The organism is Saprospiraceae bacterium, assembly GCA_026129545.1.
Taxonomy (GTDB): Bacteria; Bacteroidota; Bacteroidia; order Chitinophagales; family Saprospiraceae; genus M3007.
In genome coordinates this window covers 3528138-3550622 of the sequence record JAHCHX010000001.1, presented here as the reverse complement: position 1 = coordinate 3550622, position 22485 = coordinate 3528138, and the positions used below count along the sequence as shown (strand labels likewise).

Genomic DNA, 22485 nt, shown 5'->3' with positions numbered 1-22485 from the left:
TCCCTTTCTTTGCTCGACGTATCAAACACATCTTTCTTGCATGAAAACGATAAAAGGTCCTGCTATTTTCTTGGCCCAGTTCATGGGCGACAAAGCACCGTTCAACGCGCTCGAACCCATTTGCAAATGGGCCGCCTCGCTTGGCTACGTCGGCGTGCAGATACCCACTTGGGAAAGCCGACTGATTGACCTCGAAAAGGCTGCCGAATCCAAGACGTACTGCGACGACCTCAAAGGTCGCGTCGAGGCGTGCGGCGTGCAAATCACCGAGCTCTCCACCCACCTACAAGGCCAGCTCGTGGCGGTGCATCCCGCTTACGACCTCATGTTCGATGCCTTCGCGCCGCCGCACCTGCACGGCCACCCGAAAGCCCGCACCGAGTGGGCTATCCAAACCTTGAAAAACGCCGCTCGCGCCAGCCGCAATCTTGGGCTGAACGCCCACGTCACTTTTTCGGGCGCGTTGATATGGCACACCGTCTATCCTTGGCCGCAACGCCCCGCGGGCTTGGTGGAGGCCGCCTTCAAGGAATTGGCCAACCGCTGGAGACCCATCCTCGACGTGTTCGATGAATGTGGCGTTGACCTTTGCTACGAAATCCACCCCGGCGAAGACCTCCACGACGGGGTCACGTTCGAGCGATTCTTGGAGGCCACTGGCAATCACCCGCGTTGCCACATTCTCTACGACCCTTCACATTTTGTGCTGCAACAACTTGACTATTTGCAATATATTGATTTCTATCACGAGCGCATCAAGATGTTCCACGTCAAGGATGCAGAGTTCAACCCAACGGGCAAAAGCGGCGTGTATGGCGGCTATCAGGGCTGGGTGGACCGCCCCGGGCGCTTCCGCTCGCTCGGCGACGGTCAAGTGGATTTTGCCTCTATTTTCTCCAAGCTTGCCCAATACGACTACGACGGTTGGGCAGTGTTGGAATGGGAATGTTGCATCAAGGACTCGGAGCAAGGTGCCCGCGAAGGAGCCCCATTCATCGCCGACCACATCATCAAAGTCACCGAGCGGGCTTTCGACGACTTCGCCGGCGCGGCGGTGGACGAGGCGCTGTTGAAGAAAATCATTGGTCTGTGATTGACAAGGCATCATTGAGCCATGCGCCCCTACGCTCGACGCAACCATCGGCGCTTCGTGTGCGTCATAGCGGGCGATATGATGCGAACTTGGTCATTTTGTAAAAATCCGTCCACGCTGCGAAGGCGCAAGCGGGTGGCAACTCGCCGTGGCGCGGATGGATTTTTACAAAAAAGCAAAAAAAAGCGAACAAGAACCGCATTTCTATCCCTCTCTTTTTTGCTTTGCCCCCTTTGTTTTCTTCTTTCCCAAACCACGCTCAGCCTGCATATTGCCGCTACCGAGCAGGCTGTTTTTTCTGAAAAAATAAATGATTTTCGCCTCAAACCAGTAGAAGAGTTTCCGGGTGTCGCGGTGTTTGAACTACCCGACGATTCAGTTTCCGTTGTCCCGCTTTGCCGCGACTTGCTCCAGCATTTTCGACAACAATCCTTCCTCGCCGCTTCCATTGATACTTTGCGCCAACCCACGGGCGACGATACCGCTCGTCTTTTTGTGGCGACGCTGCACCTTGGCCCCGAAATGCGCTGGTTGACGCTTCGGCCTGTTTTGTTTGACAACAAGGAATGGCTTCGCGCCGCAGGCTTTCGGGAAAAATCCTTCGAGGGAAAGCCTTTGCGCCACGACGCGGTGCTGCGACTACAGGAAGACATTTTGAAACAGGCCGAAAACAACGGCTACCCATTCGCCCGCGTCTGGCTCGATAGTATCGAGATAGCACCCGACGGCGGCGTATCGGCGATGTTGCAAATCGAGCGCGGGCGCTTTTTTGTTTTTAAACAAATCAACATCAACGGCGACGTGAAATTGCCAGCCGCTTACTTGCCCAACTATTTGGGCTTGAAACCCGGCAGCCCTTACAGCCGTGCCCAAGTGTTGCGCCTCCGCGAACAAATGCGCACCCTGTTGTTTTTGGAAACAACGGGCAATCCTACCGTGACTTTTTCGGGCAAGCCTACCACCTCTACTGGAACAACCAGCCCATCGGAAGTAGGGGAGGCAACCGTGAATCTCTTCTTGCAGAAAAAAAAAGCCAGCCGCTTCGACTTCATCATAGGCTTGTTGCCTCAACCCGACGCGACGGACGGCAGGCTTTTGCTCACAGGCTCGCTCAACGCGGCCTTTCAAAATGCGCTCAACTTCGGCGAACGATTTGCCGCAGAGTTCGAGCGGCTGCGGCCAGAAACTCAAGAGCTCGACGTGCAAGCGGGCGTGCCCTATTTGCTCGGTTCGCCATTTGGCGTGGATGGGCGACTCAACATTTTTCGCCGCGACAGCACATGGGTGGACGCGCAAGGGGAGCTGGGCGTGTCCTATCTATTCGTCGGGGGCGATTATGTGAAGTTGCTTTGGGAAAACAAAACCTCTTCGCTCCAAAAAGTGGACACAAGCGCGGTGTTGCGCAGCCGCCTGCTTCCACCCAATCTCGACTTTCGGCAGAATGGCTATGGTTTTGAGGTCGGGTTGACTCGTCTGGACTATCGTTTCAACCCGCGACAAGGTTGGGCGGCGCAAGTGCGTTCGTTGGCAGGCTTCAATACCGTGCGCCGCAACAGCCAAATCGAGAATTTGCGCGACCCCGACGACCCTCTATTTAGTTTCGCAAGCCTTTACGACACGGTGGCCGTCAGGCAAGCACGATACCGCGTGGAAGGGAGAGCAGAGGCTTATGTCCCGTTTTTTCAACGCACCACTTTAAAACTGGCCGTGCGCGGCGGCGGCATCTTTTCAAAAAGACCAGTGTACAACAATGAACAATATCGGCTTGGCGGGAACAAATTGCTGCGTGGCTTCGATGAGGAGAGCATTTTCGCTTCGCGCTTTGTGGTGACTACGGCGGAACTGCGCTTGCTGCTCGGACTCAACTCGTACCTCGCCGCCTTTGGCGATTATGGCTATGTGGAAAACGTGACCAACAGCGCCCGCGTGTTCCTGCGCCCATTGGGCATGGGCGGAGGGCTGACATTCGAGACACCGGCCGGCATCTTCGGAATCAGCCTCGCCGTAGGCAAAAGAGACAACGCCGACCCACTGGATTTTCGGGCAGTGAAATTTCACATTGGGTATGTCAGCCTCTTTTAAGAAGATTGACCTAACTTCGCCAGTGAAGCAAGTTCATGCGGGCAAACGCCGTTAAATCTCGGTTAAACACTTGTTTAAAAAGTAACCGCCGACACCCAATTTTGTCTGAAAGCAAAGTTTTTAACAATTGCCTTTTGCGGTTCGGTGGGTTTAAGCGAACTTTAACGGACTAAAGTCGTTCACTTTAAATCGGTTTTAACCAAAAAAAGTACGCAAACCTTCTAATTTTGACCCTGCAAATCATGGCGCAACAGAACGCGCACAAAAAATTTTCACACCATGAAAGGAAATAAAAAGTCATTGATTTGGATGTTCGTCGCGCTGTTCGCGCTGGCACTCTCCATGCCGGCCCAAGCACAAGACGACCTCTACTACGACCCGTCAACCGACACAAGGCGTTCGACTACGACGTACAGAGAGACTTACGAAGAGCCAAACAACGTCACTCGCCGCTACAATGGCGACGACTATTACTATGAAGAAGACGATTATGCGTACGAGTACTCGTCGCGTATCCGCCGATTCCATCGCCCGGTGCGTGCCATTGACTACTACGACCCTTTCTTCGTTGACCTCTACTATTACGACCCGTTCTTTTTGCCGGGCGCTTCCATCTACACTTTCGGCTACAACGACTATTGGAGATGGCGCCGCTGGCAACGCTGGAACGCTTGGAACGCTTGGAATCCGTGGAACCCCTGGGGCGGTTTCGGCTTTGGCTGGAATAGCTGGACGGGCTGGAACGCAGGCTGGGGCTGGGGCGGCTACAATGCGTGGAACAACCCGTTCGTGTGGAACAACTATTTCTACGACCCTTACTGGACGTGGAATGGTTGCAACCCCTACTACGGCAACGTGTGGGTCAACAACAATTACTACTACAACAATAACAACAACTGGAACAACAATGGCTACCGCCCGCAGACCTACACAGGCCCGCGTCGCGGAGGCACGGGTGTCAACTCGTCGGGCTTTGCCCGCATAGCCAGCAACACCGGCTCCAACGGACGCTTGGCTACTGCCGAGAAAGATGTTCCGGTAGTGGAGATGCGGCCACGAACCAATGGCCGCGAATCGGTGAGAACGCCTGCCGACCAGCAAGTGGAGCGTGTGTCGCCATCCGCCACGGAACGCAGACCCACTTCCGATGCGGTGAGCAGAAACCCTGCCTCCACGAGTGGTCGTGAAAGCGTGCAGCAAGGCAGAAACGACCGTCCGAGCCGTGAAGGAGTCTCTGGCAACGAGACCCCCAGCCGTCGCCCGGCGGCAGAGACGCGCCCTTCGCGCGAGCCTTCGCAAGAGACGCGCCCTTCGCGCCAGCAGCCATCACAACAAGAAACCCGGCCTTCGCGCCCAAGCGGTTCTGACACTCGTCCGAGTGGTTCCGACGCTCGCCCAAGCCGTCCTTCCACGCAAGACCGCCCATCGGTGCAAGAGCGCCCGTCGCGCCCCAGCGGTGGTGGTTCTGATGCTCGGCCCAGCCGCAGCAGCGGTGGCTCTGATGGTGGTGGCCGTTCGTTCAGCCCGAGCTCTTCGGGCGGCAGCCGGGGCAGCAGCGGTGGCTCGAGCGGTGGCAGTTCTGGCGGTGGTAGCCGAGGCGGCGGCGGTGGCGGTAGCCGAGGCGGTGGCCGCAACTGATATTCCTTTCGCCAACAATTTTTTTGTGAATGGGTGGAAATTGGTACCAACACCTTCTTCCACCCATTTTCTTTGCCCTTCAAAAAGGCCGAAGCGGGTGCTCTCGAAAAAAACACGATATTTGGATGCGTTTCCTTGAACAACTTCCCCTTTCGGCTTATTTTAACTACTGCTAAATCAACGAACTATGAAACGGTACCTAATGCCGACATTCCTTTTGTTGATGTCGGCCACACTGTTGGCGCAAACAGCCAGCGATGTCCTCAAATATTCTTTCCTGCAACCCAGCGGAACGGCCCGATACATGGGCGTAGGCGGCGCTATGGGTGCTTTGGGCGCGGATTTCGGCACGATAAGCAGCAATCCGGCAGGCTTGGCCCTTTTCCGTGCCAATGAATTTACCGCGACACCCAGCCTTCGCTTTGCCAATACCGATGCCCGTTTGCCGGGCAATCCGGCAGTGGACGAAAGCAGGAGCGCCTTTGGCTTCGACAATTTGGGCTTGGTGTTCAACACCACTCCTCGCACGGGTCGTTGGAAGACCTTCAACGTAGGCATCGGCTTCAACCGAATGAACAACTACAATCAAGCGATTTACTACTTTGGCGATGCGCCGGGCACCATTATGAAAGGTTTCTTCGACGACGCACAAGCAGTGTTCAACAACGGAGGCACCGACGACGACCTCAACCCCTTTGGGTCGCAACTTGCCTGGGACGCGCAAGCCTTGTATTTTCAGGACGGCAGATTCACTTATGATTTTGAAGGATACGAGAATGCGACGATTGAACATTCGCAGACCGTCACCACCTTCGGCAGCATGAACGAGATGGCGCTTTCTTTTGCCGGAAACTACGATGAAAGACTCATGGTGGGGGTGACGGTGGGCGTACCGTTTGTGAACTATCGCCTCGAAAGTGAGTACGTTGAGAGAGACCCCGGCGGCGATGTGGAGGGCAATGTCCCTTATTTTGGTCGGTTGGTTTACACCGATTATCTGCGGACGGAAGGCATCGGCATCAACCTCAAGATGGGCATGATTTATCGCGTGAATCAAATGATGCGGCTTGGCGTTGCCTTTCACACCCCCACCGCGTTGGGCTTGACTGACAACTACAGCAACACGTTTGCCTACGACTATGGCGATGGAAGCGGCTCTTACAAAGGGCAAACACTTCTTTCGCCCGATGGGGTTTTTGACTACAAATTGCGCACGCCGTGGAGATTTATCGGCAGCACTGCTTTTGTATTCAAAAAATACGGCTTCATCAGCGCCGATGTGGAGTGGGTGGATTACACCGCAAACCGATACAATTTTACTTCCAATGTGTCCAACAACGAGAACAAAACACTTGAGCGGCAACTGAACAACGAAATCCGGCGCAACTACCAAACGGCTGCCAACATCCGTTTGGGGGGAGAGCTGGCGCTCGAACAGTTTCGTTTTCGCGCAGGCTTGAATCTGTTGGGCAATCCCGAAAAAGGAGAGTCAGGCTTCACCACGGCCTTTTCGCTGGGGGCAGGCATCAGGGCGCAATCGTTTTTCATAGACGTGGCATATCGCCGATTCACGGGCGACGGCATCGTGAACCCAGGTGTAGGTGCCCCCACCGTGCTGACTGACAACGCCTTCAATGATGTGGCTTTGACCTTGGGGTTCAGGTTTTAGGGGGGATTGAACATTGGCGATTTGAGGATTTGGGGAGGCCGTCGGTGGCAAGTGCAATGTAAAAAACATGTCAAGCCTCCCCAAGCCCCCAAACAAACAAATCTTCCCCATTCTTTTGCTCCCAGCATCAAGCGTGTGCATCCAACATCGCTTTTCGCAAAAACACCACCGTGGCCTCTATGTCGTCGTGCAAAACGCGGTCGTGCCCCAGACGAGGCACCACCGCCCGATAGCGGGCGTGCATTGACTCAATGGCTGGCGACGAGCGCAACGGTCGCCGATACTCCAGCGCCTGCATGGCCACCATAAACTCGATGGCTAAAAGCCTTTCCAAGTTAAGCACAATGCGCCGAGCCTTTGTGGCAGCATTCGCCGCCATGCTAACATGGTCTTCTTGACCATTGCAACTTATGATGCTATCCACCGAGGCGGGTGTGCAAAGCCCCTTGTTTTGGTTGACGATGGAAGCCGCCGTGTATTGTGCAATCATCATCCCGGAATGGAGGCCGGGGTCGTCGGTCAAGAATGGGGGGAGGCCGCGCTGACCACCTATCAATTGATAGACGCGGCGCTCGGAGATACTCCCCAACTCGGCCAATGCGATGCCCAGATAATCGAGCGGCAACGCAAGCGGCTGCGCGTGAAAGTTTCCGCCAGAAAGAATCAAGTCATCATCGGGGAAGATGTTGGGGTTGTCCGTCACGGCATTGATTTCGGTGAGGAGCATTTGTTCGATATGCGCCAGCGCGTCGAGGCTGGCACCATGCACTTGGGGCACACATCGAAAAGCGTAGGGGTCCTGCACGCTCGTTTTTTCCTTCGGGGCTATTTGACTGTCTTCAAGCCATTGCAACACGTTCCGTGCTGCCTCCAACTGCCCTTTGTGCGGGCGAATCTGATGGATGTGTGCGTCGAGTGGCGACAAGCGACAGTTGAACGCATCGTAGCCAATAGCTGCGTTCATGTTGGCTATTTGGGTCAGTCGGCGGCTTTCCATCAGACACCACACCATATAAGCGGCTGAGAACTGTGTGCCGTTGAGCAAGGCCAATGCTTCTTTGGCCTTGAACACCAACGGGGGCCAACCCCGCAATTGCAACACCACATCCGCTCGTTGCCTGCGCCCTTCGTGCCATACTTCGCCAAGGCCAATGAGCGGCAAACTCAAATGCGCCAACGGAGCCAAGTCGCCCGAAGCGCCCAGCGAGCCTAACTCAAACACAACAGGCAGGATGTCGGCATTGTAAAAATCGAGCAGGCGTCGCACCACCTTTTCTCGCACCCCGGAGTAACCGTAGGAGAGGCTCTGAATTTTGAGCAGCAACATGAGGCGCACCACATCGGGCGGCACCAAGTCGCCTGTGCCACACGCATGACTCACCACTAGGTTGTGCTGTAATTGCTCTATGTCTTCCTCGGAGATTCGGATGTCGCAAAGGGAGCCGAATCCCGTGTTGATGCCGTAGAAGAGTTCGTTCGCTTGGGCGAGTTTGTGGTCGAGATATTCCCGACAGCGATGAATGCGGCGGGCAGATGCTTCTGACAAGGCCAACGGATGCCTTTCGAGTACAATTTGGCGAATGGTTTCAAGGGAAAAATGGTCAGGACTGATTTCGTGCACTTTGTTTGTTGCTTAGTTCGGGCGGCAAAATTAAGGCATTTCTCTACCTTAGCGCCCCAATTTTGCAACATAGTACTCACCACTCTTAACTTACCATTCAAAAATGCAAGGTTCTACCATCACCATCAAAAAAGGCAAACTGAAAGTCCCCAACGACCCCATCATCCCATTCATCGAGGGCGACGGCACGGGGCCTGATATTTGGGCCGCCTCTGTGCGCGTGCTCGACGCGGCTGTGGAGAAAGCTTACAACGGCAAAAAGAAAATCGTGTGGAAAGAAGTGCTCGCGGGTGAAAAAGCCTTCAACAAAACAGGCAACTGGCTCCCCGATGAGACCTTGAAAGTCATTGACGAATATAAAGTCGCCATAAAAGGCCCGCTCACCACGCCTGTGGGCGGCGGTATTCGCTCGCTGAACGTGGCGCTTCGCCAACAACTCGACCTCTACGCCTGTGTGCGTCCGGTGCGTTGGTTCAAGGGCGTGCCCTCGCCCGTGAAAGAACCCGGCCTCGTGGACATGGTCATTTTCCGTGAAAATACCGAGGACATCTACGCGGGCATCGAGTATCTAACTGGCACTCCCGAAGCCGACAAAGTGCTGGCGTTTCTTCAAAATGAAATGGGGGTCAAAAAAATACGCTTCCCAAAAACCTCCTCCATCGGCATCAAACCCGTCTCCATCGAAGGCACGGAGCGCCTCGTGCGAGCGGCATTGGAATACGCCTTCAAATACAAGCGCAAATCGCTGACGCTCGTACACAAAGGCAACATCATGAAATTCACCGAGGGCAAGTTCAAGGACTGGGGCTACGCATTGGCCGAACGCGAGTATGGCGACCGCGTGTTCACATGGGCTGAATACGACCGCATCAAGGAATCGAAAGGCGAGGATGCCGCCAACAAAGCCCAAGCCGAAGCCCTTGCCGCAGGCAAAATGCTTGTGAAGGATAGCATTGCCGACGCTTTCCTCCAACAAATCCTGCTCCGCCCGGCAGAATATGATGTGGTAGCCACGCTCAACCTCAACGGCGACTATCTATCCGACGCTTTGGCCGCGCAGGTTGGTGGCATTGGCATTGCGCCGGGTGCCAATATCAACTACCTCACCGGTCACGCCATCTTCGAGGCCACGCACGGCACGGCTCCCAAATATGCAGGCAAAGACATGGTGAACCCTTCCTCGGTCATCCTTTCAGGTGTGATGATGTTCGAATACCTCGGCTGGGACAAAGCCGCCAAACTAATCGTCAAAGGTTTGGAGCGGAGCATTCGCAAAAAGCGCGTCACTTACGACTTTGAACGCCTGATGAAAGGCGCTACCAAACTGAAGTGCTCTGAATTCGGCTCCGAAATCATTGCCAATATGTAAGGTCAATTCCAAGAGGTTGCTTAATCTCATGCCTCACGCTGCCAAGTTTTCAGCGTGGTTAAAAGCGCAGTCCGCTCAAAATCAAGGATGGCAATTATGCGCATCTGACAAATCGTGGCGAGTCAAGGTATAAGTTTAGGCAACCTCTCAAAAATCCACTTTCAGCAAGGCTTTCAATTGTTGCTCGTTCACGCGCTCCGGCACCAACCGGAACAGCGCGTTGCGCAGAGCGACCAGCCACGGCTGGTTCAGTTGGGCGATTTTCCCCAGCCGCCATGAGTTGTTCACGATGAAATGTGTACGTGCCAGCCTGCGCTTTTCAAATGCTGCAAACGCAGCGGCAGGGTCGGCGTTTTTCCCCAACTCGTCAGCCAAAATCACCGCATCCTCAATAGCCTGACACGCGCCCTGCCCCATGTTGGGGGTGGTGGCGTGCGCCGCGTCGCCGATGAGTACGATGTGCTCGAAAGCAAATTTTCCAATTGGCTTGAGGTCAATGATATCGTTCCAAATCAGGTCGGCATCACGGGTGTTTTCCAAAATGGTCTTCACGGATGGATGAAATTTTTGGAAAAAACGCTGTAAGTCGGCGACTTTGGCCCCGCGCATACTTGGGTCGTTCTGCGGGGCATTCACGCAGGCAAACCAGTAGATTTTCCCGCCTGCCAACGGCACGATGCCAAAACGCCCGTTCGCGCCCCAAGTCTCCGATGCCTCGGAAAGGCCGGCCAAGGCGGTCGGCGCTTCGATGACCGCCCGCCAGCAAGTGTAGCCTGCATAGCGCGGTTCCGAATCGGGGAGCAACTGGCGGCGAACCGCCGAGTGAATCCCTTCTGCCACTACCAGATAATCCGTCCGGTGTGCGGAGCCATCGGCGAAATGAATCACGATGCTGTCGTCAGGTTGTTTTTCGACGCGCATGGCGCGTTTGTCTGTCTGCACCTGATGGGGTGCCAACTCAGCCAGTAGTGCGTCGTGCAAGTCAGCGCGGTGAATGGCGAAATTGTGCAGGCCGTATTGCCGTCCGATTTTTGCGGCATCGGCGGTAGTGATGATGCGGCCTCGCTGGTCGAGGATGCTGAACGTGGGCAGGGCATGGCCCCGTGCCACGATTTTTTCGGCGATGCCGAGGCGTTCGTAACCTTTTACTGCGTTGGCGGCCAGCAGCAGCCCCGCGCCGAGCGGCTTGATGTCGGCTGCGGCCTCAAAAACCGTGGGGCGTATGCCTTTTTGATTCAAGGCAATGGCAGCGGTCAGTCCTGCGATGCCGCCGCCAAGTATGGTGTATTGCTTCATAACTTGTTCGTTGTGACAAAGGTCTTAATGCTTGCCTCTTTGAATTGACGTATTTTGCGTCAAACAAGTGGCAAATTGCGCCATGAAAATCGAATGGTGTAACGTCTGGGTGCGTTTAGGTGGGTGTTTGACATAACAGATGGGGGAAGGGTGGCTTAAAGGCAAATGCAGGCTTTGTTGTCAACTTTTCGTTATTGCTTCGTCCCTTCTATCACCTGCTCCAACATCCAATTCACCGCCTTCAAACTCCGCACCGCGTCCTGTGCATCAAGTGTCTTTGCTTTGCAGCAACTCCAAAAATTCGTCAGAAGTAAGCAAATTCAAAGGCGGGAAGGGCGTTCGTTTCAAAACACGGAAGTCAGCGTCGTCGGAAACAACGTAAGTGGCGTTGGCGGCCACCGCGCAATCGATATATTTGTTGTCGTCAGGGTCGTTGGTGATGAGATTCCAACGGTAGTAGATGTTGCTGATTCTTTCTACATTCGGTAAGTTGAGCAGCAGGCGAACGACGTTTTGAGCAATTTCCGGTGTAGTTTTTTCGCCAACTTTTTCCTCATACTCGATGAGGATTTCGTTGGTGACGGACGAGCAGGGTGAAAATCCCGGCTTTCAGTGCATCAAAAATGGGACGGTACTTTTTGCCAACCGGGAGAGAGATGAGCAAAACGTTTATGTCGAGCACGATGCGCATGGAAAGGCGAGATTAGTAAGGAGTGCGCAGCCGCTCGTGCTTCCATTTTTCGATAGTCGAATCGTCCCAGCCTTTTTCCTCCCACAAGGCAGTCATCTCGCGGTCAATCTGTTCAGCGAAGTAAGCCGCCAATATTCGCTTGATGTCCAGCAGTTGTTGCTCGGACAAATTGGTGGAGTAGAGTTTGAGCAATTCTAATTGAAGGTTGCTCATCGGGCCAGTTTGTGCTCCCATCTTTCAAAATTTTGCTACAAAAATAGACTTTCTTCAAAGTAATGCCAACCTCCCGGTTGGTCGCCAACCAGAAGGTTGACGTTACTTGGTCGCCGAAACCACCTGCTCCAACACCCCCTTCACGGCCTTCAAACTCCGCACCTCGTCCTGCACGAGGATGAGTTCCTTGTTCGTCTGTTTGAGCGAAATGCCTTTCTGATTTATCCCTTGATTCGCTAGGATTTGTTAGATGAACATGATTGATGTTCTTGATTTTTAGTAGATTGCGATTGCAGCCATGCCCAAAACCTAACGGCGCGAAGTATATCTTTGCCCAAACGAAAGCCCATGACAAGAAAAGACAACTACCACGACGCTGTGCGGAACGCGCTCGAACGCGATGGTTGGACAATAACCGACGACCCTCTTGCCGTTCAGACACCGGGTACGGAATTTCAAATTGACTTGGCAGCGGAAAGGGTGGTCATTTCGGCAGAAAAAAGTCAGTCAATGGATAAAGTTCTGAAGTATCAAAAAGCGATTGTTTCCTTTCTGGGGGACTACGCCAAAATCAAGCCCGCCAACTTCAAAGAGGTACAAAATCAACTTTTCCTCGACACGAAAAATCACCATTACCAATTGGTGCGCGTAGGCTGGCAGGACGGCAAGCACGTCCACTACGCTGTTTTTCATTTCGATATCATCGGCGACAAAGTGTGGGTGCAACAAAACCGCACCGACTTGCCCATCGGCTACGAGTTGATGGATTCGGGCATCGCGGAGGGGGATTTGGTGTATGCGTATTTGCCGGTGGAGTTGCGGGGGGCGGCGGCTTGAGAGGACGATGATTCCCTCAATACTATTCAGACAAATTTACCTGTTCGCTCTTCCTATACAGATTTGGAAGAAAGCCCGACTTAATACGAAACTGGCTTCTCCCTTTGGGACGAGGATTGGCCGTAGAGGCATTTTCAATTTTTATGCCCGGGTCATAGTAGATATGCCCTTCCGACATTTCTTGTAAGAACAATTGGAAGTCGGTGCCTATGCCTAAAATGATTTGGTTGCCGTAATGATACTGTTTCGAAGGGTTTTGTGCAGATTTTGCTGGAACATAGCAAGCTTGGTTGTGCTTCGCGTTCCACTTTTTCAACAATGCGGCAAACGACCAAGTGGCGGCCTCATTGTCGTCTTGGTCAATCAAAGTTATTTTTCCATTGGAATCCGATATTTTTTCCACTCACATGGTCAAAACCTACGATTTCCAACCGCAACTTGGTTCTCGGATGCGTGTTTTCTACCTTATAGATGCCTCCAAAATTGATTCTGTCTTCCCGCCCTCGGAGGTCACAGTACCCATACTTCCGCACGAAGGCGCTCAATCCGTGTATTCCGTAAAACCCGCCGTTTGGCTCTGGAGTGAAAAGTGTGATGACACTTCCCGCAAATTTTTCAAATTTCTTCACCCCAAATGCCTTGATTTCCCAACCGAGAAAATCCGGTTCGGAGTAACTGTTGGGGCGCACACCCAGCTCTGCTTCAAGGGTGTAGCCCACACATTGCGGGGCAAGGCACGGGAGGATTTCTCCGGCACTGTTCAATCTTTTTGAGTGAATCCAGCCCAAATAATGAATTCGAGTCAACTCTGCAATTAGGTTTTGACGGTTGTTGGCGATTGAAGCCAACTCAATCACAGAAAACACGCCATATGACTGGGTTTCCGCCAAGTGGTCAAACTCTTGGGCAAGTTGAGAATCAGGAGATGAGACATATCCGATAATCCTGCCTTCCTTGTTAGGCGACAAAAAAAGCAACCTTCCCGGAAGCCTTTGGGTCATAAGTTCAGAAGGAGGATTTTCACTCCCTGCCAGAAAACCCGAAAACCGAACCTCGGGATATTTGGGATAAATGATAAACTGCGCTTTGGGTGCTGGAGAAAGATTGCCGCCCTCTGTGAGCCAATAGAAGTTCACATCAGCTTTGAAACGGTCTCGCTCCCAATCGCCGGAAGAGTCGGCATACACCTCCGACACGGGAAAAATGTTCAAAATGTCGAAGCTGCCGCCCAGATAAACCTGATTTTTAGAGCTGTCATTGGCAGCCAATTTCTTGACGTACAATTTTTGGCAACCCTGTGTGGCGAAAGCAGATTTGAGGTTTTCAAGATTCATGGGCGTTCAAGGCTTTTACAATGTTGGCACCCACAGCTTGCATGAGCGGCACGACAACGGAGTTTCCAAACTGGCGGTACGCTTGGTTGTCCGAGACAGGTATAATGAAATGATCGGGAAAACCTTGCAATCTCGCACATTCACGCGGAGTCAGTCGGCGAGGATTTTGCCCTTTTTGAGGAATAAGTATCTCGGAGCCGTCTTTGTAATATCTGGCACTGAGCGTCCGGGTAACGCCGTCAAAGTCTGCTAAGCCGAATCCAAATCCATTTCCTTTGGCCTTGTGTTTGAGCGAATAGTCTTGCAGATAAGTCCAAAGCTTGTCGGTAAGCGTATATTTTCCTTCGACTGTATGTTCAAGGATTTCTTTAATCGTGCAGTCTGCGATAGACAACTCCGGGAAATCAAATTTTTCTTCCCTTTTGAAAATATCCTCTCGAAATCCTACTATGACAATACGTTCCCGGTGTTGCGGCACGAAGTATTTGCCATCTAATATGCGATGATGAACATTGTAACCCAATTCTTTCAGCGTACCATGAATCACGCGAAAGGTATTTCCCTTGTCATGCGTAGCGAGGTTTTTGACGTTTTCTAAAAGAAATATTTTTGGGTGTTTGGCTTCCAAAATGCGAACAATGTCAAAAAATAGGGTACCCTGTGTCTTATCTTTGAAACCATGTTCTCTACCCAAACTTTTCTTTTTTGACACCCCTGCAATCGAAAATGGCTGACAGGGGAAGCCTGCGAGCAAAATGTCGTGAGCTGGAATTTCCTGTTCGTTGATTTTCGTGATGTCTCCGAATGGCACCTCTCCAAAATTTGCCTCATAAGTTTTTTGTGAGAAAGGGTTCCATTCCGAAGTGAAAACGCATTTGCCGCCGATATTTTGAAACGCGAGTCTTAGCCCTCCGATTCCTGCAAACAAATCTATGAATTTGAATTTAGGCTGCTGGGGGGGAGGGAATGGAACATCCCACTCAATAGGAAGTTCGTATTGGAAACATGGCTCAGCTATCAAATCAAACTTCGATAGATACTCAGTTGCATTTTGGCTGTAATAATGCGCCGCCCCATTTTCCCTGTTTTGAAGAAAATGGGTCACGCTGGCCAAACCCCAATCAGCCCTCGTCTTGGCTTGATCAAGTTTTAATTTTTTCCGAATTTCAGAGTATTTCACCATCTAATTTGTTTCCCAAATTTTAAAACACAAAGTTCTATATTTTTCTTGACCCGCACTTGCTCAATGCTTTGTTTCATGCAAAAGCCGCAGCCCCCACCACCTGCTCCAACACCCCCTTCACGGCCTTCAAACTCCGCACCTCGTCCTGCACGAGGATGAGTTCCTTGTTCGTCTGTTTGAGCGAAATGCCCATGATACGGCCTTTCGCGCCCACGAACTGCACGATTTTGTTGAAAGTCTCCGTCTCGAAAAACGATGATTGCGGGTCGCCGAGGAAGTAGCAGCGCAGTTTGCCGCCTTTCAAAATCAATCTTTCAAAACCCAATTTTTTGCAAAGCCATTGCAGGCGCAGGCCGTCGAATAAGGCGTTGACCTGATGCGGCAATTTGCCGAAACGGTCTTCCAAACGTTTGGCGAAAGCCGCGATGCCTTCCTCGTTTTCGATGGTGTTGAGTTCCGTGTAAAGGCTCAGGCGCTCCTGCGTGTTCGAGACGTATTCGTCGGGGATGAGCATTTCCACGTCCGTTTCGATGGTCACATCGCGGACGTAAGAGCCTTTTTGCGCGATTTCTTCTTTGAAAACATCTTTGAAATCGGTCTCTTTCAACTCCTGAATGGCCTCGTCGAGGATTTTCTGATAAGTCTCGAAACCAATATCGGCGATGAAGCCTGACTGCTCGCCGCCGAGCAAATTGCCCGCGCCCCGGATGTCGAGGTCGCGCATGGCGACCTGAAAGCCGGAGCCGAGTTCGCTGAATTCCTCGATGGTGCGCAGGCGCTTGCGGGCTTCCTGCGTGAGCACGCTCATGGGCGGCGCGAAAAGGTAGCAGTAGGCTTTTTGGTTCGAGCGACCCACACGACCGCGCAGTTGGTGCAAATCGCTGAGGCCGAACATATCGGCGCGGTTGATGATGATGGTGTTCGCGTTGGGGATGTCGAGGCCGGTTTCGATGATGTTGGTGCAGGCCAGCACGTCGAATTTTTTATCAATAAAATCTACCAAAACTTTCTCCAAATGCTCGGCGTCCATCTGACCGTGCGCCATCGCCACTTCGGTGTCGGGGCAAAGGCGTTGGAGCGTTTCGACGATTTTGGGCAAGTCGTTCACGCGGTTGTGGACAAAAAACACCTGCCCGCCGCGATTGACTTCGGCGTAAATGACTTCTTTGATTAAATCCTCGTCGAACACGCGAATCTCCGTGTGAATCGGCTGGCGGTTGGGCGGCGGCGTGCGAATGACCGAAAGGTCGCGGGCGGCCATGAGCGAGAATTGCAAGGTGCGCGGAATGGGCGTGGCCGTCAGTGTGAGCGTGTCCACGTTGACTTTCAGGGCGCGGAGTTTTTCCTTCGAGGCGACGCCAAATTTTTGCTCCTCGTCCACCACGAGCAAGCCCAAGTCTTTGAATCCCACTTCTTTGCCCAACAGTGCGTGGGTGCCGATGATGATGTCAATCTGGCCTTTTTTTAGTTTTTCCAAAATCTCTTTTTTCTCCTTCGCGCTGCGGAAACGGTTGAGATAATCCACCGTGACAGGAAAATCGGCGAGGCGTTCGGAGAAAGTTTTCCAGTGTTGCAAGGCCAAAATCGTCGTCGGCACGAGCACGGCCACCTGCTTGCCATCGGTCACGGCTTTGAATGCCGCGCGGATGGCGACCTCGGTTTTGCCGAAGCCCACGTCGCCACAAATCAGGCGGTCCATCGGGTATTCTTTCTCCATGTCGGCCTTCACGTCTTGTGTGGATTTGTATTGGTCTGGCGTGTCCTCGTAGATAAAACTGGCTTCGAGTTCGGTTTGCAGCACGTCGTCGGGCGGGAAAGCGTGGCCTTTGGCGGCGCGGCGGGCGGCGTAGAGTTTGATGAGTTCCGCCGCGATGTCCTTGATTTTGCGCTTGGTGCGGGCTTTGAGTTGTTTCCAGGCGTCGGAGCCGATTTTGGAAAGTTGCGGCGGCTCGCCTTCGCGCCCGATGTACTTCGAGATTTTGTGCAGCGAGTGGATGCTGACGTAGAGGATATCGTTGTTTTTGTAATTGAGCCGCACGGCTTCCTGCATCTGACCGCCGATTTCGATTTTTTGCAGGCCCGCGAATTTGCCGATGCCGTGGTCAATGTGCGTCACATAGTCGCCCGGCGCGAGTTCGCGCAACACGCGGTAGTTGAGCGCCTGTTCTTTGGAAAATCCCTGCCGGATTTTGTAGGCGTGATAGCGCTGGAAAATCTGGTGGTCGGTGAGCACCTCGATTTTCAAATCCTCGTCAATGAAGCCCTCGTGAATCGGGATTTCGACGGGCAAAAACGCCACGTCGGCCTTCAATTCCTTAAAAATCGCCGCCAGCCGGTCGAACTGCTTGGGGTTTTCGGAGCAGATATAGGTCTCGTAGCCCGCTGCTTTCATCTCGTGCAGGTGGCGGATGAGCAGGTCGAAGTTTTTGTTAAAAGAGGGTTGGGGTTTGGTGTGGAAGGGGATGGTGGTAAGAGACGACATGGCAGACTAGTTTACTTGATTACAAAAATGATGTCTGCCAACGCAGTCTCACGGCAGGCAAAACAGCTGGATGTGATTTGAAAATGTGCTCAATCAGGATGCTCGACCAATGGTTGTACCAACTGTTGAGCACGTATCCCGGCACCGCGCGGCTGATCTCGGTGTCGAATTTAGAGAGAAGCGTTTCGTAGGATTGGAGCGCTTTCACATAGCGGCTGACCAAGTATTTGTCCAAAGAGTTTTGGTAGTCGCCACCCCAATCAAAGTTTTTGAGTTTGTAAAGTTCAGAGACGAGTTGCGCGGTGTCTATGTTGCTTGCTTGCGTTTTATTGATTTTTTGGACAAAGGCATTGAGCAGTTGAAGTGACTTGGAGACATCTTTTGACAAAATTTCGTAGCGTCCTTCAAATCGTTTGGAGAGCGCGGACCGGGTAAGTTTTAGATTGGCTTCTTTTGCAAATGCAGCGAGCAACTCTCTTCGCACGATAGACTTGATTTTCAACCAAAGCAACCCTGCTTTGTCAGAGCCGAACCCCTCCAATTTGTCGCTGTCGTGCAGTTTTTTCCAGTGGTCAAAGTTCTTCATTCAGGATTGTTTCTGCCCTTGAAGTCAGATTTATACCTTGATTCGCTAGGATTTGTTAGATGAAGATGATTGATGTTCTTGATTTTTAGCAGATTGCGATTGCAGCCATGCCCAAAACCTAACGGCGCGAAGTATACAAAATGCTTGGGCTTGGGTTTGCAGACAAACAAAATTTCCTGGCTGCCAGCCACGCTTCCCTTGCCGCCTCGCCCATTCTGATAGGTTTTGGCTTCGACTTCAACGTTTTTATATTTTGAAATCATGTTGGTCAGTTCCTCGACGCTTGGGTAGCTGCGGTCATTGTAACTGATGAGCCAATGGGGTATTTCTTAAGATTGTTCAAAGAGTTTTTCAAATGACCTTACAACGTCTTTCTTTTTCTCAAAACCACTGAACCGTTGCGGCTCATATAGTCGCCCCAGAGTGGTTGTGAACAAAGCGGTTCATGCGACGACAGGCTTGCCGAGTCGCTGAAACTTAAAAGAGATAAGAGAGTCAAGCTCATCTTTGTAGAGGTGGAGTTTTTCGAAGAACTCCAAAATAGCCTTTTTGAACTCTTTGAAAGTGGGGTAAAACGTGGTGTTGATGACCTTTTTTCGCATGAATTTCCACAGGCGCTCGATGAGGTTCAGGTTCGGGGAATAGGAGGGCAAGAACAGGAGGACGACCCGGGGGTGCTTGTCGAGCCAGTCGCTGACGGTGGCGTTTTTGTAGTAACCGGCGTTGTCGGCGAAGGCGCAGATGCGCTCTTTGTCCGCGTGTCGGGTCTCGATTTTCTCCAAGAGAGCGACGGTGGCCTGGGCGTTGACCCACTCGCTGTGGTGCACGATGACCTCCTCTGGCCGGTGGGCGTTCATCGCGTCGCTCAGGTTGAGGCGCTCGCGGCCCGTGTTCGTCGGGATGACTTTTTCCTGCCCCTTTTTGACCCATGCGTAACTGCTCCGCGTGTTGTGGGTGGGATGCACCCCGTCGAGGGAAAAAACAGCCTCGTCCTCGGGCGTTTCCTCCAAAAAGGGGACAAACTGCTCCAAAAACGCCTCCTGCTCCGCCTCGCTGAACCTGCACGGAACTTCGCTCGTCTTTCTGTACACGAAGCCGAGTTTTTCCAAAATCCCCCGAGCCGCGCTCAGCGAATACAGGATGCCGAACTCTTTTTCGATGAAATCCCGCACCTGCTGCGAACTGGTGAAAAAACCAGCCGAAACCTCAGAATCAACCCGGCCCAACTGCTCGTCGCTCATCTTCCCGCTGTAAGGCACGTAGTGCTTGTCCAGATACTTGTCGGCACGGTATTTTTGAAGGCAATTGCTGATGGTGCCACGACCTATGCCCAGAATCGCCACCACCTCGTCGTAATCCTTGCCCATGTCCAACAATATCAAAACCGACAACTTCATGTACGAAAACTTGTCACGGGTGTTGCCGCGCAACTCCTCGACAAATTCCTTTTCCGATGTCGTCAGCAGTTTGCCTATCATGCCACAAAGTTATGTTTTCTCGATGCCCTGTTCAATTCCATTCCGGTTTGACTATAGCATAAGCACACAGGTTAGTAAGTTTTGCATATTATTGGCTTTGTTGCATGAACATTTTTTATTTTGAAAATAGACGATTTTAATTCTGAAAATTTTTTAGCAAGCCGTTATTATGAAATTTATTTGGAAAAAATCAATCTGGCCAAATTTTATTTATTCATGCAACAAAGCCATCTCGCATCCAAACTTTACGAAGCCTTTCGTCAAGTTTTTTAAGCTGATACGGAAGAGATATTTTTTGCTTTCCGAAAGTTTCAGACCTTACGCACGAAAAATTCACCCATCGCTCTCACCGTTCACTTCCTTCAAATGCAAACTGCTCTCAACGTTTATTTCCAGACCATTGATGCCCTTTTGCTCGACAACGAGATTGACAAGGCTTACGAAGCCCTCATCGAGCTGGACAATCAAACCCAAGCCGACATCAAAAACGACGTGCTGCTCATCACCAGCAGCTATCGCCAATCCGCAAAGATGTTTCAGCAAGGGCTGATTGATTTCAACCAGTTCAACATGCAGACCAACAAGGCAAAATTCGGCTTGCAGGAAATGATGAAATCCGTGCCGCGGAAAATCGAGCTCAACGCCAAAATCAAGGGCCTCGGCTCCTACCAGTTCTCGGTGCCGGACGATGCCAAACTAGAGAAAATCATCGGCCAAAACAACCTCCTGCGCATCAAGTGGTTGGAGGAGGCCTTAAAAGCCTCCAAAGCCGTTTGTCGCGTCGTGTGTGCCGATGGAGAGTTGGGCACAGGCTTTCTCACAAAAGAAGGATATGTATTCACCAACAACCACGTCATAAAATCGGCGGATGTGGCAAAAACCGCCCGCTTGGAGTTCAACTACGAAATCGGAACAGACGGCAAAACAAAGGCTCGCACCACTTACCAGCTCGATGCTTCCGACTTCAAATCCAGCCCGCCCAACGAGTTTGATTTCGCTCGCGTGAAAGTCATAGACCGCGCCGACGCACCACTCAAACAGTGGGGCTTTGTCGAATTCGACCCTGACGCTATCCCCGCCGTGGGCGAGGGTGTCACCATCATCCAGCATCCCAAAGGAGAAGATAAACAAATCGCCCTCAATGCCAACGAGGTGCTCGGACAACTCAACCAACACCTTTTCTACTCCACCGATACCGAACCCGGCAGCAGCGGCTCGCCCGTGTTCAACAAGGACTGGAAAGTCGTCGCCATTCACCACGCCGGCAAAACCGACGCGGAAGGCGGCTTGGTCATCAATGAGAGAGGCGAGCGCCGCGGTGCCAACCGGGGCATCCTCTTCCGCAATATTTTCGCTTTTATTGGGCAATAATTCCTCGAATAAACCTCAGAGGCGCTGCCGTAGTCATGTTGGAACAATCATTCACACGCGCCTCTGCGGTCAATAAATTTTAAACCATGCCGCTTCCAAAACCACTTTCGGAAATCAAAAACGATTTGCAGGCACTCGTAGCCAACAATGAGATTGTGCAGGCCATCGCCACCCTGCAAGGCCTGCTGCCAAGCAACGCCGAAAAAAAAGGGCAAACCATCCTGCTCGAAGGCCGGCTAAGCCAAATAAATCGCGACCACCACATCGCCGGAATCGTAAAATTGGACGACTATCAATTGGAGACCGCACGCATCCGCGATGCCATGCTCCAACTGATAAAAAGCTTGGAGGAAAAAGACTTCGACCCTGCCGCCAGTCATGCCCAACCCTCGGTGTCGGCGATTCCAAAGTTTGCCGTCATCTACGACATTGCCGACAGCGAGCATTGCAAGATGCTGAACAAGCACCTCAACGTGTTGAAAATCATGAAGAAAATTCAGGTTTACAACGTGCAGGAAGGTTTCGGCGATTTGGTGGCGCAGGCCAAGCAGGAAGTGGAAAAGGCGGATTATCTGCTCGTGCTCATCACCGTCAATCTCTTCAACTCGCCCGAATGGTTCGAGCTGGTCTATGAGGCGATGGGCGATGGCCGCCGACTCATTCCCATCCGAATAGAGCAAGCGGACTTTGAAGGCACCGGGTTGGAGAAATTGCGCTCCCTGCCCACCATGAATCGCGCCGTGTCGCAGTTCAAAAGCCTCGACGATGCATATGTGGACATCGTGACTGAATTGAGAAAGCTGTTGCCGAAATAAAAAAGCGCCCCGGAAACCCGGAGCGCCTCGGTGCGGGAAGCGAGACTCGAACTCGCACAACCGTGAAGTTATTGGTGTTTGAGACCAACGCGTCTACCATTCCGCCATTCCCGCAAGTTGGTTATTGTTCGTTCAGCGCAATCAACAAGTGTCAATAAACAATCACTAACCGCTTGATTGGGGCGCAAACTTAGAAAGGTTTTCCCGAATACGCAACAAGTATCTTTTTTTCAAAAAAAAGTCGCGCACCGCGAGCAATGGAGCGGTGCCTTCTTCAGCCGTCCACCGCTCCACAATGGGCTGAATTTCTGCCTCCAAGCCTTTTTCAAAGTCGTCTGTTTTTTGTAGCGCCACCGCGTAACGCGCGGCATCGGCATCCAGTTCCAACTCGAACAACATCTCATTGAGGTCCATCATCTCCATCAAAAAATCCTGCGGGAGCGAAGGCTGCGAGTCCTCTTCACCCAATAGCCCATTGATTTCCAAAATATAGCGCATGCGGCGGTCGGGGTCGGAAAGCGTCTTAAATGCTTCGTTGTTCAGGGTGCTCAGTTCGAGCATTCTGGTCTGCTCCGCCTCGTCCGCCAATGTGTGAAAATCGGGATGGTACTTTTTGCTATTTTGCAAAAAGACGCGGCGCAACGCAGACTCGTCCACACGAAAAGAAACTGGAAACCCAAAAAAATCGAAGTAGTTCATTGGAAAGATAGAGGGAGAAAGGTGGAGG

The 22485-nt window shown here is 52.2% G+C and carries 20 protein-coding genes and 1 tRNA gene; 8 read left to right on the top strand and 13 right to left on the bottom strand.

Features of this window, described 5'->3' with window-relative positions:
• The first annotated feature begins 40 nt into the window (after positions 1-40).
• The 4 genes from KIS77_13825 (at position 41) to KIS77_13810 (ending at position 6482) form a co-directional block, all read left to right on the top strand.
• Positions 41-1093: a sugar phosphate isomerase/epimerase gene (locus KIS77_13825; protein ID MCW5923418.1), complete on the top strand. Its 1053-nt coding sequence runs from the start codon at positions 41-43 to the stop codon at positions 1091-1093.
• A gap of 219 nt (positions 1094-1312) precedes the next feature.
• Positions 1313-3175, top strand: a complete 1863-nt coding sequence (locus KIS77_13820) for a BamA/TamA family outer membrane protein (GenBank protein MCW5923417.1) — start codon at positions 1313-1315, stop codon at positions 3173-3175.
• Positions 3176-3454: 279 nt separating this feature from the next.
• Positions 3455-4813, top strand: coding sequence for a hypothetical protein (locus tag KIS77_13815; GenBank protein ID MCW5923416.1), 1359 nt, complete (start codon positions 3455-3457; stop codon positions 4811-4813).
• Between the two features lie 187 nt (positions 4814-5000).
• Complete coding sequence (locus KIS77_13810; protein MCW5923415.1) at positions 5001-6482, top strand: hypothetical protein; 1482 nt, start codon at positions 5001-5003, stop codon at positions 6480-6482.
• A 127-nt stretch (positions 6483-6609) separates the two neighbouring features.
• Here the strand turns inward: KIS77_13810 and hutH are convergent, their stop codons facing one another.
• Positions 6610-8103, bottom strand: a complete 1494-nt coding sequence (gene hutH / locus KIS77_13805) for a histidine ammonia-lyase (protein MCW5923414.1) — start codon at positions 8101-8103, stop codon at positions 6610-6612.
• A gap of 103 nt (positions 8104-8206) precedes the next feature.
• On the opposite strand from hutH, the gene icd reads away from it, so the two are divergent.
• Entirely contained in the window at positions 8207-9472 is a 1266-nt protein-coding gene (gene icd / locus KIS77_13800) for an NADP-dependent isocitrate dehydrogenase (protein MCW5923413.1), read from the top strand.
• 147 nt (positions 9473-9619) lie between these two features.
• Here icd and KIS77_13795 read toward each other — a convergent pair whose 3' ends face one another.
• The 3 genes from KIS77_13795 to KIS77_13785 form a co-directional block, all read right to left on the bottom strand.
• Positions 9620-10768, bottom strand: coding sequence for an FAD-dependent monooxygenase (locus KIS77_13795; protein MCW5923412.1), 1149 nt, complete (start codon positions 10766-10768; stop codon positions 9620-9622).
• A 267-nt stretch (positions 10769-11035) separates the two neighbouring features.
• The gene (locus tag KIS77_13790) at positions 11036-11338 is read right to left on the bottom strand and encodes a PIN domain-containing protein (GenBank protein MCW5923411.1); all 303 of its coding nucleotides are present in this window, start codon (positions 11336-11338) and stop codon (positions 11036-11038) included.
• Between the two features lie 133 nt (positions 11339-11471).
• Positions 11472-11693 (bottom strand): hypothetical protein, encoded by a 222-nt coding sequence (locus KIS77_13785; protein ID MCW5923410.1) that lies wholly within the window; start codon positions 11691-11693, stop codon positions 11472-11474.
• Positions 11694-12020: 327 nt separating this feature from the next.
• On the opposite strand from KIS77_13785, the gene KIS77_13780 reads away from it, so the two are divergent.
• Positions 12021-12509, top strand: coding sequence for a XisI protein (locus tag KIS77_13780; protein MCW5923409.1), 489 nt, complete (start codon positions 12021-12023; stop codon positions 12507-12509).
• Positions 12510-12531: 22 nt separating this feature from the next.
• On the opposite strand, the gene KIS77_13775 is transcribed toward KIS77_13780, so the two are convergent.
• From KIS77_13775 to KIS77_13745, 7 genes are all read right to left on the bottom strand, one after another.
• Positions 12532-12876, bottom strand: a complete 345-nt coding sequence (locus KIS77_13775; protein MCW5923408.1) for a hypothetical protein — start codon at positions 12874-12876, stop codon at positions 12532-12534.
• Positions 12869-13843, bottom strand: coding sequence for a hypothetical protein (locus tag KIS77_13770; protein MCW5923407.1), 975 nt, complete (start codon positions 13841-13843; stop codon positions 12869-12871). Before KIS77_13770 ends, KIS77_13775 begins: the two co-directional genes overlap by 8 nt.
• Positions 13833-15026, bottom strand: a complete 1194-nt coding sequence (gene dcm, locus KIS77_13765; GenBank protein ID MCW5923406.1) for a DNA (cytosine-5-)-methyltransferase — start codon at positions 15024-15026, stop codon at positions 13833-13835. Before dcm ends, KIS77_13770 begins: the two co-directional genes overlap by 11 nt.
• Positions 15027-15099: 73 nt before the next feature.
• A complete protein-coding gene (mfd, locus tag KIS77_13760) occupies positions 15100-17508 on the bottom strand; it encodes a transcription-repair coupling factor (GenBank protein MCW5923405.1) in 2409 nt (802 codons plus the stop codon).
• Between the two features lie 19 nt (positions 17509-17527).
• Positions 17528-18094, bottom strand: coding sequence for a hypothetical protein (locus KIS77_13755; GenBank protein ID MCW5923404.1), 567 nt, complete (start codon positions 18092-18094; stop codon positions 17528-17530).
• Complete coding sequence (locus KIS77_13750) at positions 18091-18357, bottom strand: hypothetical protein (protein ID MCW5923403.1); 267 nt, start codon at positions 18355-18357, stop codon at positions 18091-18093. Before KIS77_13750 ends, KIS77_13755 begins: the two co-directional genes overlap by 4 nt.
• Positions 18358-18537: 180 nt before the next feature.
• A complete protein-coding gene (locus KIS77_13745) occupies positions 18538-19572 on the bottom strand; it encodes an IS630 family transposase (GenBank protein ID MCW5923402.1) in 1035 nt (344 codons plus the stop codon).
• A 366-nt stretch (positions 19573-19938) separates the two neighbouring features.
• Here KIS77_13745 and KIS77_13740 point away from each other — a divergent pair, with 366 nt between their 5' ends.
• Positions 19939-20943, top strand: coding sequence for a trypsin-like peptidase domain-containing protein (locus tag KIS77_13740; protein ID MCW5923401.1), 1005 nt, complete (start codon positions 19939-19941; stop codon positions 20941-20943).
• 86 nt (positions 20944-21029) lie between these two features.
• Positions 21030-21758: a toll/interleukin-1 receptor domain-containing protein gene (locus tag KIS77_13735; GenBank protein ID MCW5923400.1), complete on the top strand. Its 729-nt coding sequence runs from the start codon at positions 21030-21032 to the stop codon at positions 21756-21758.
• A gap of 31 nt (positions 21759-21789) precedes the next feature.
• On the opposite strand, the gene KIS77_13730 is transcribed toward KIS77_13735, so the two are convergent.
• Both KIS77_13730 and hscB read right to left on the bottom strand, forming a co-directional pair.
• Positions 21790-21872: transfer RNA gene (locus tag KIS77_13730), tRNA-Leu, on the bottom strand.
• Between the two features lie 51 nt (positions 21873-21923).
• Positions 21924-22457: a Fe-S protein assembly co-chaperone HscB gene (hscB, locus tag KIS77_13725; protein ID MCW5923399.1), complete on the bottom strand. Its 534-nt coding sequence runs from the start codon at positions 22455-22457 to the stop codon at positions 21924-21926.
• Positions 22458-22485: the final 28 nt, after the last annotated feature.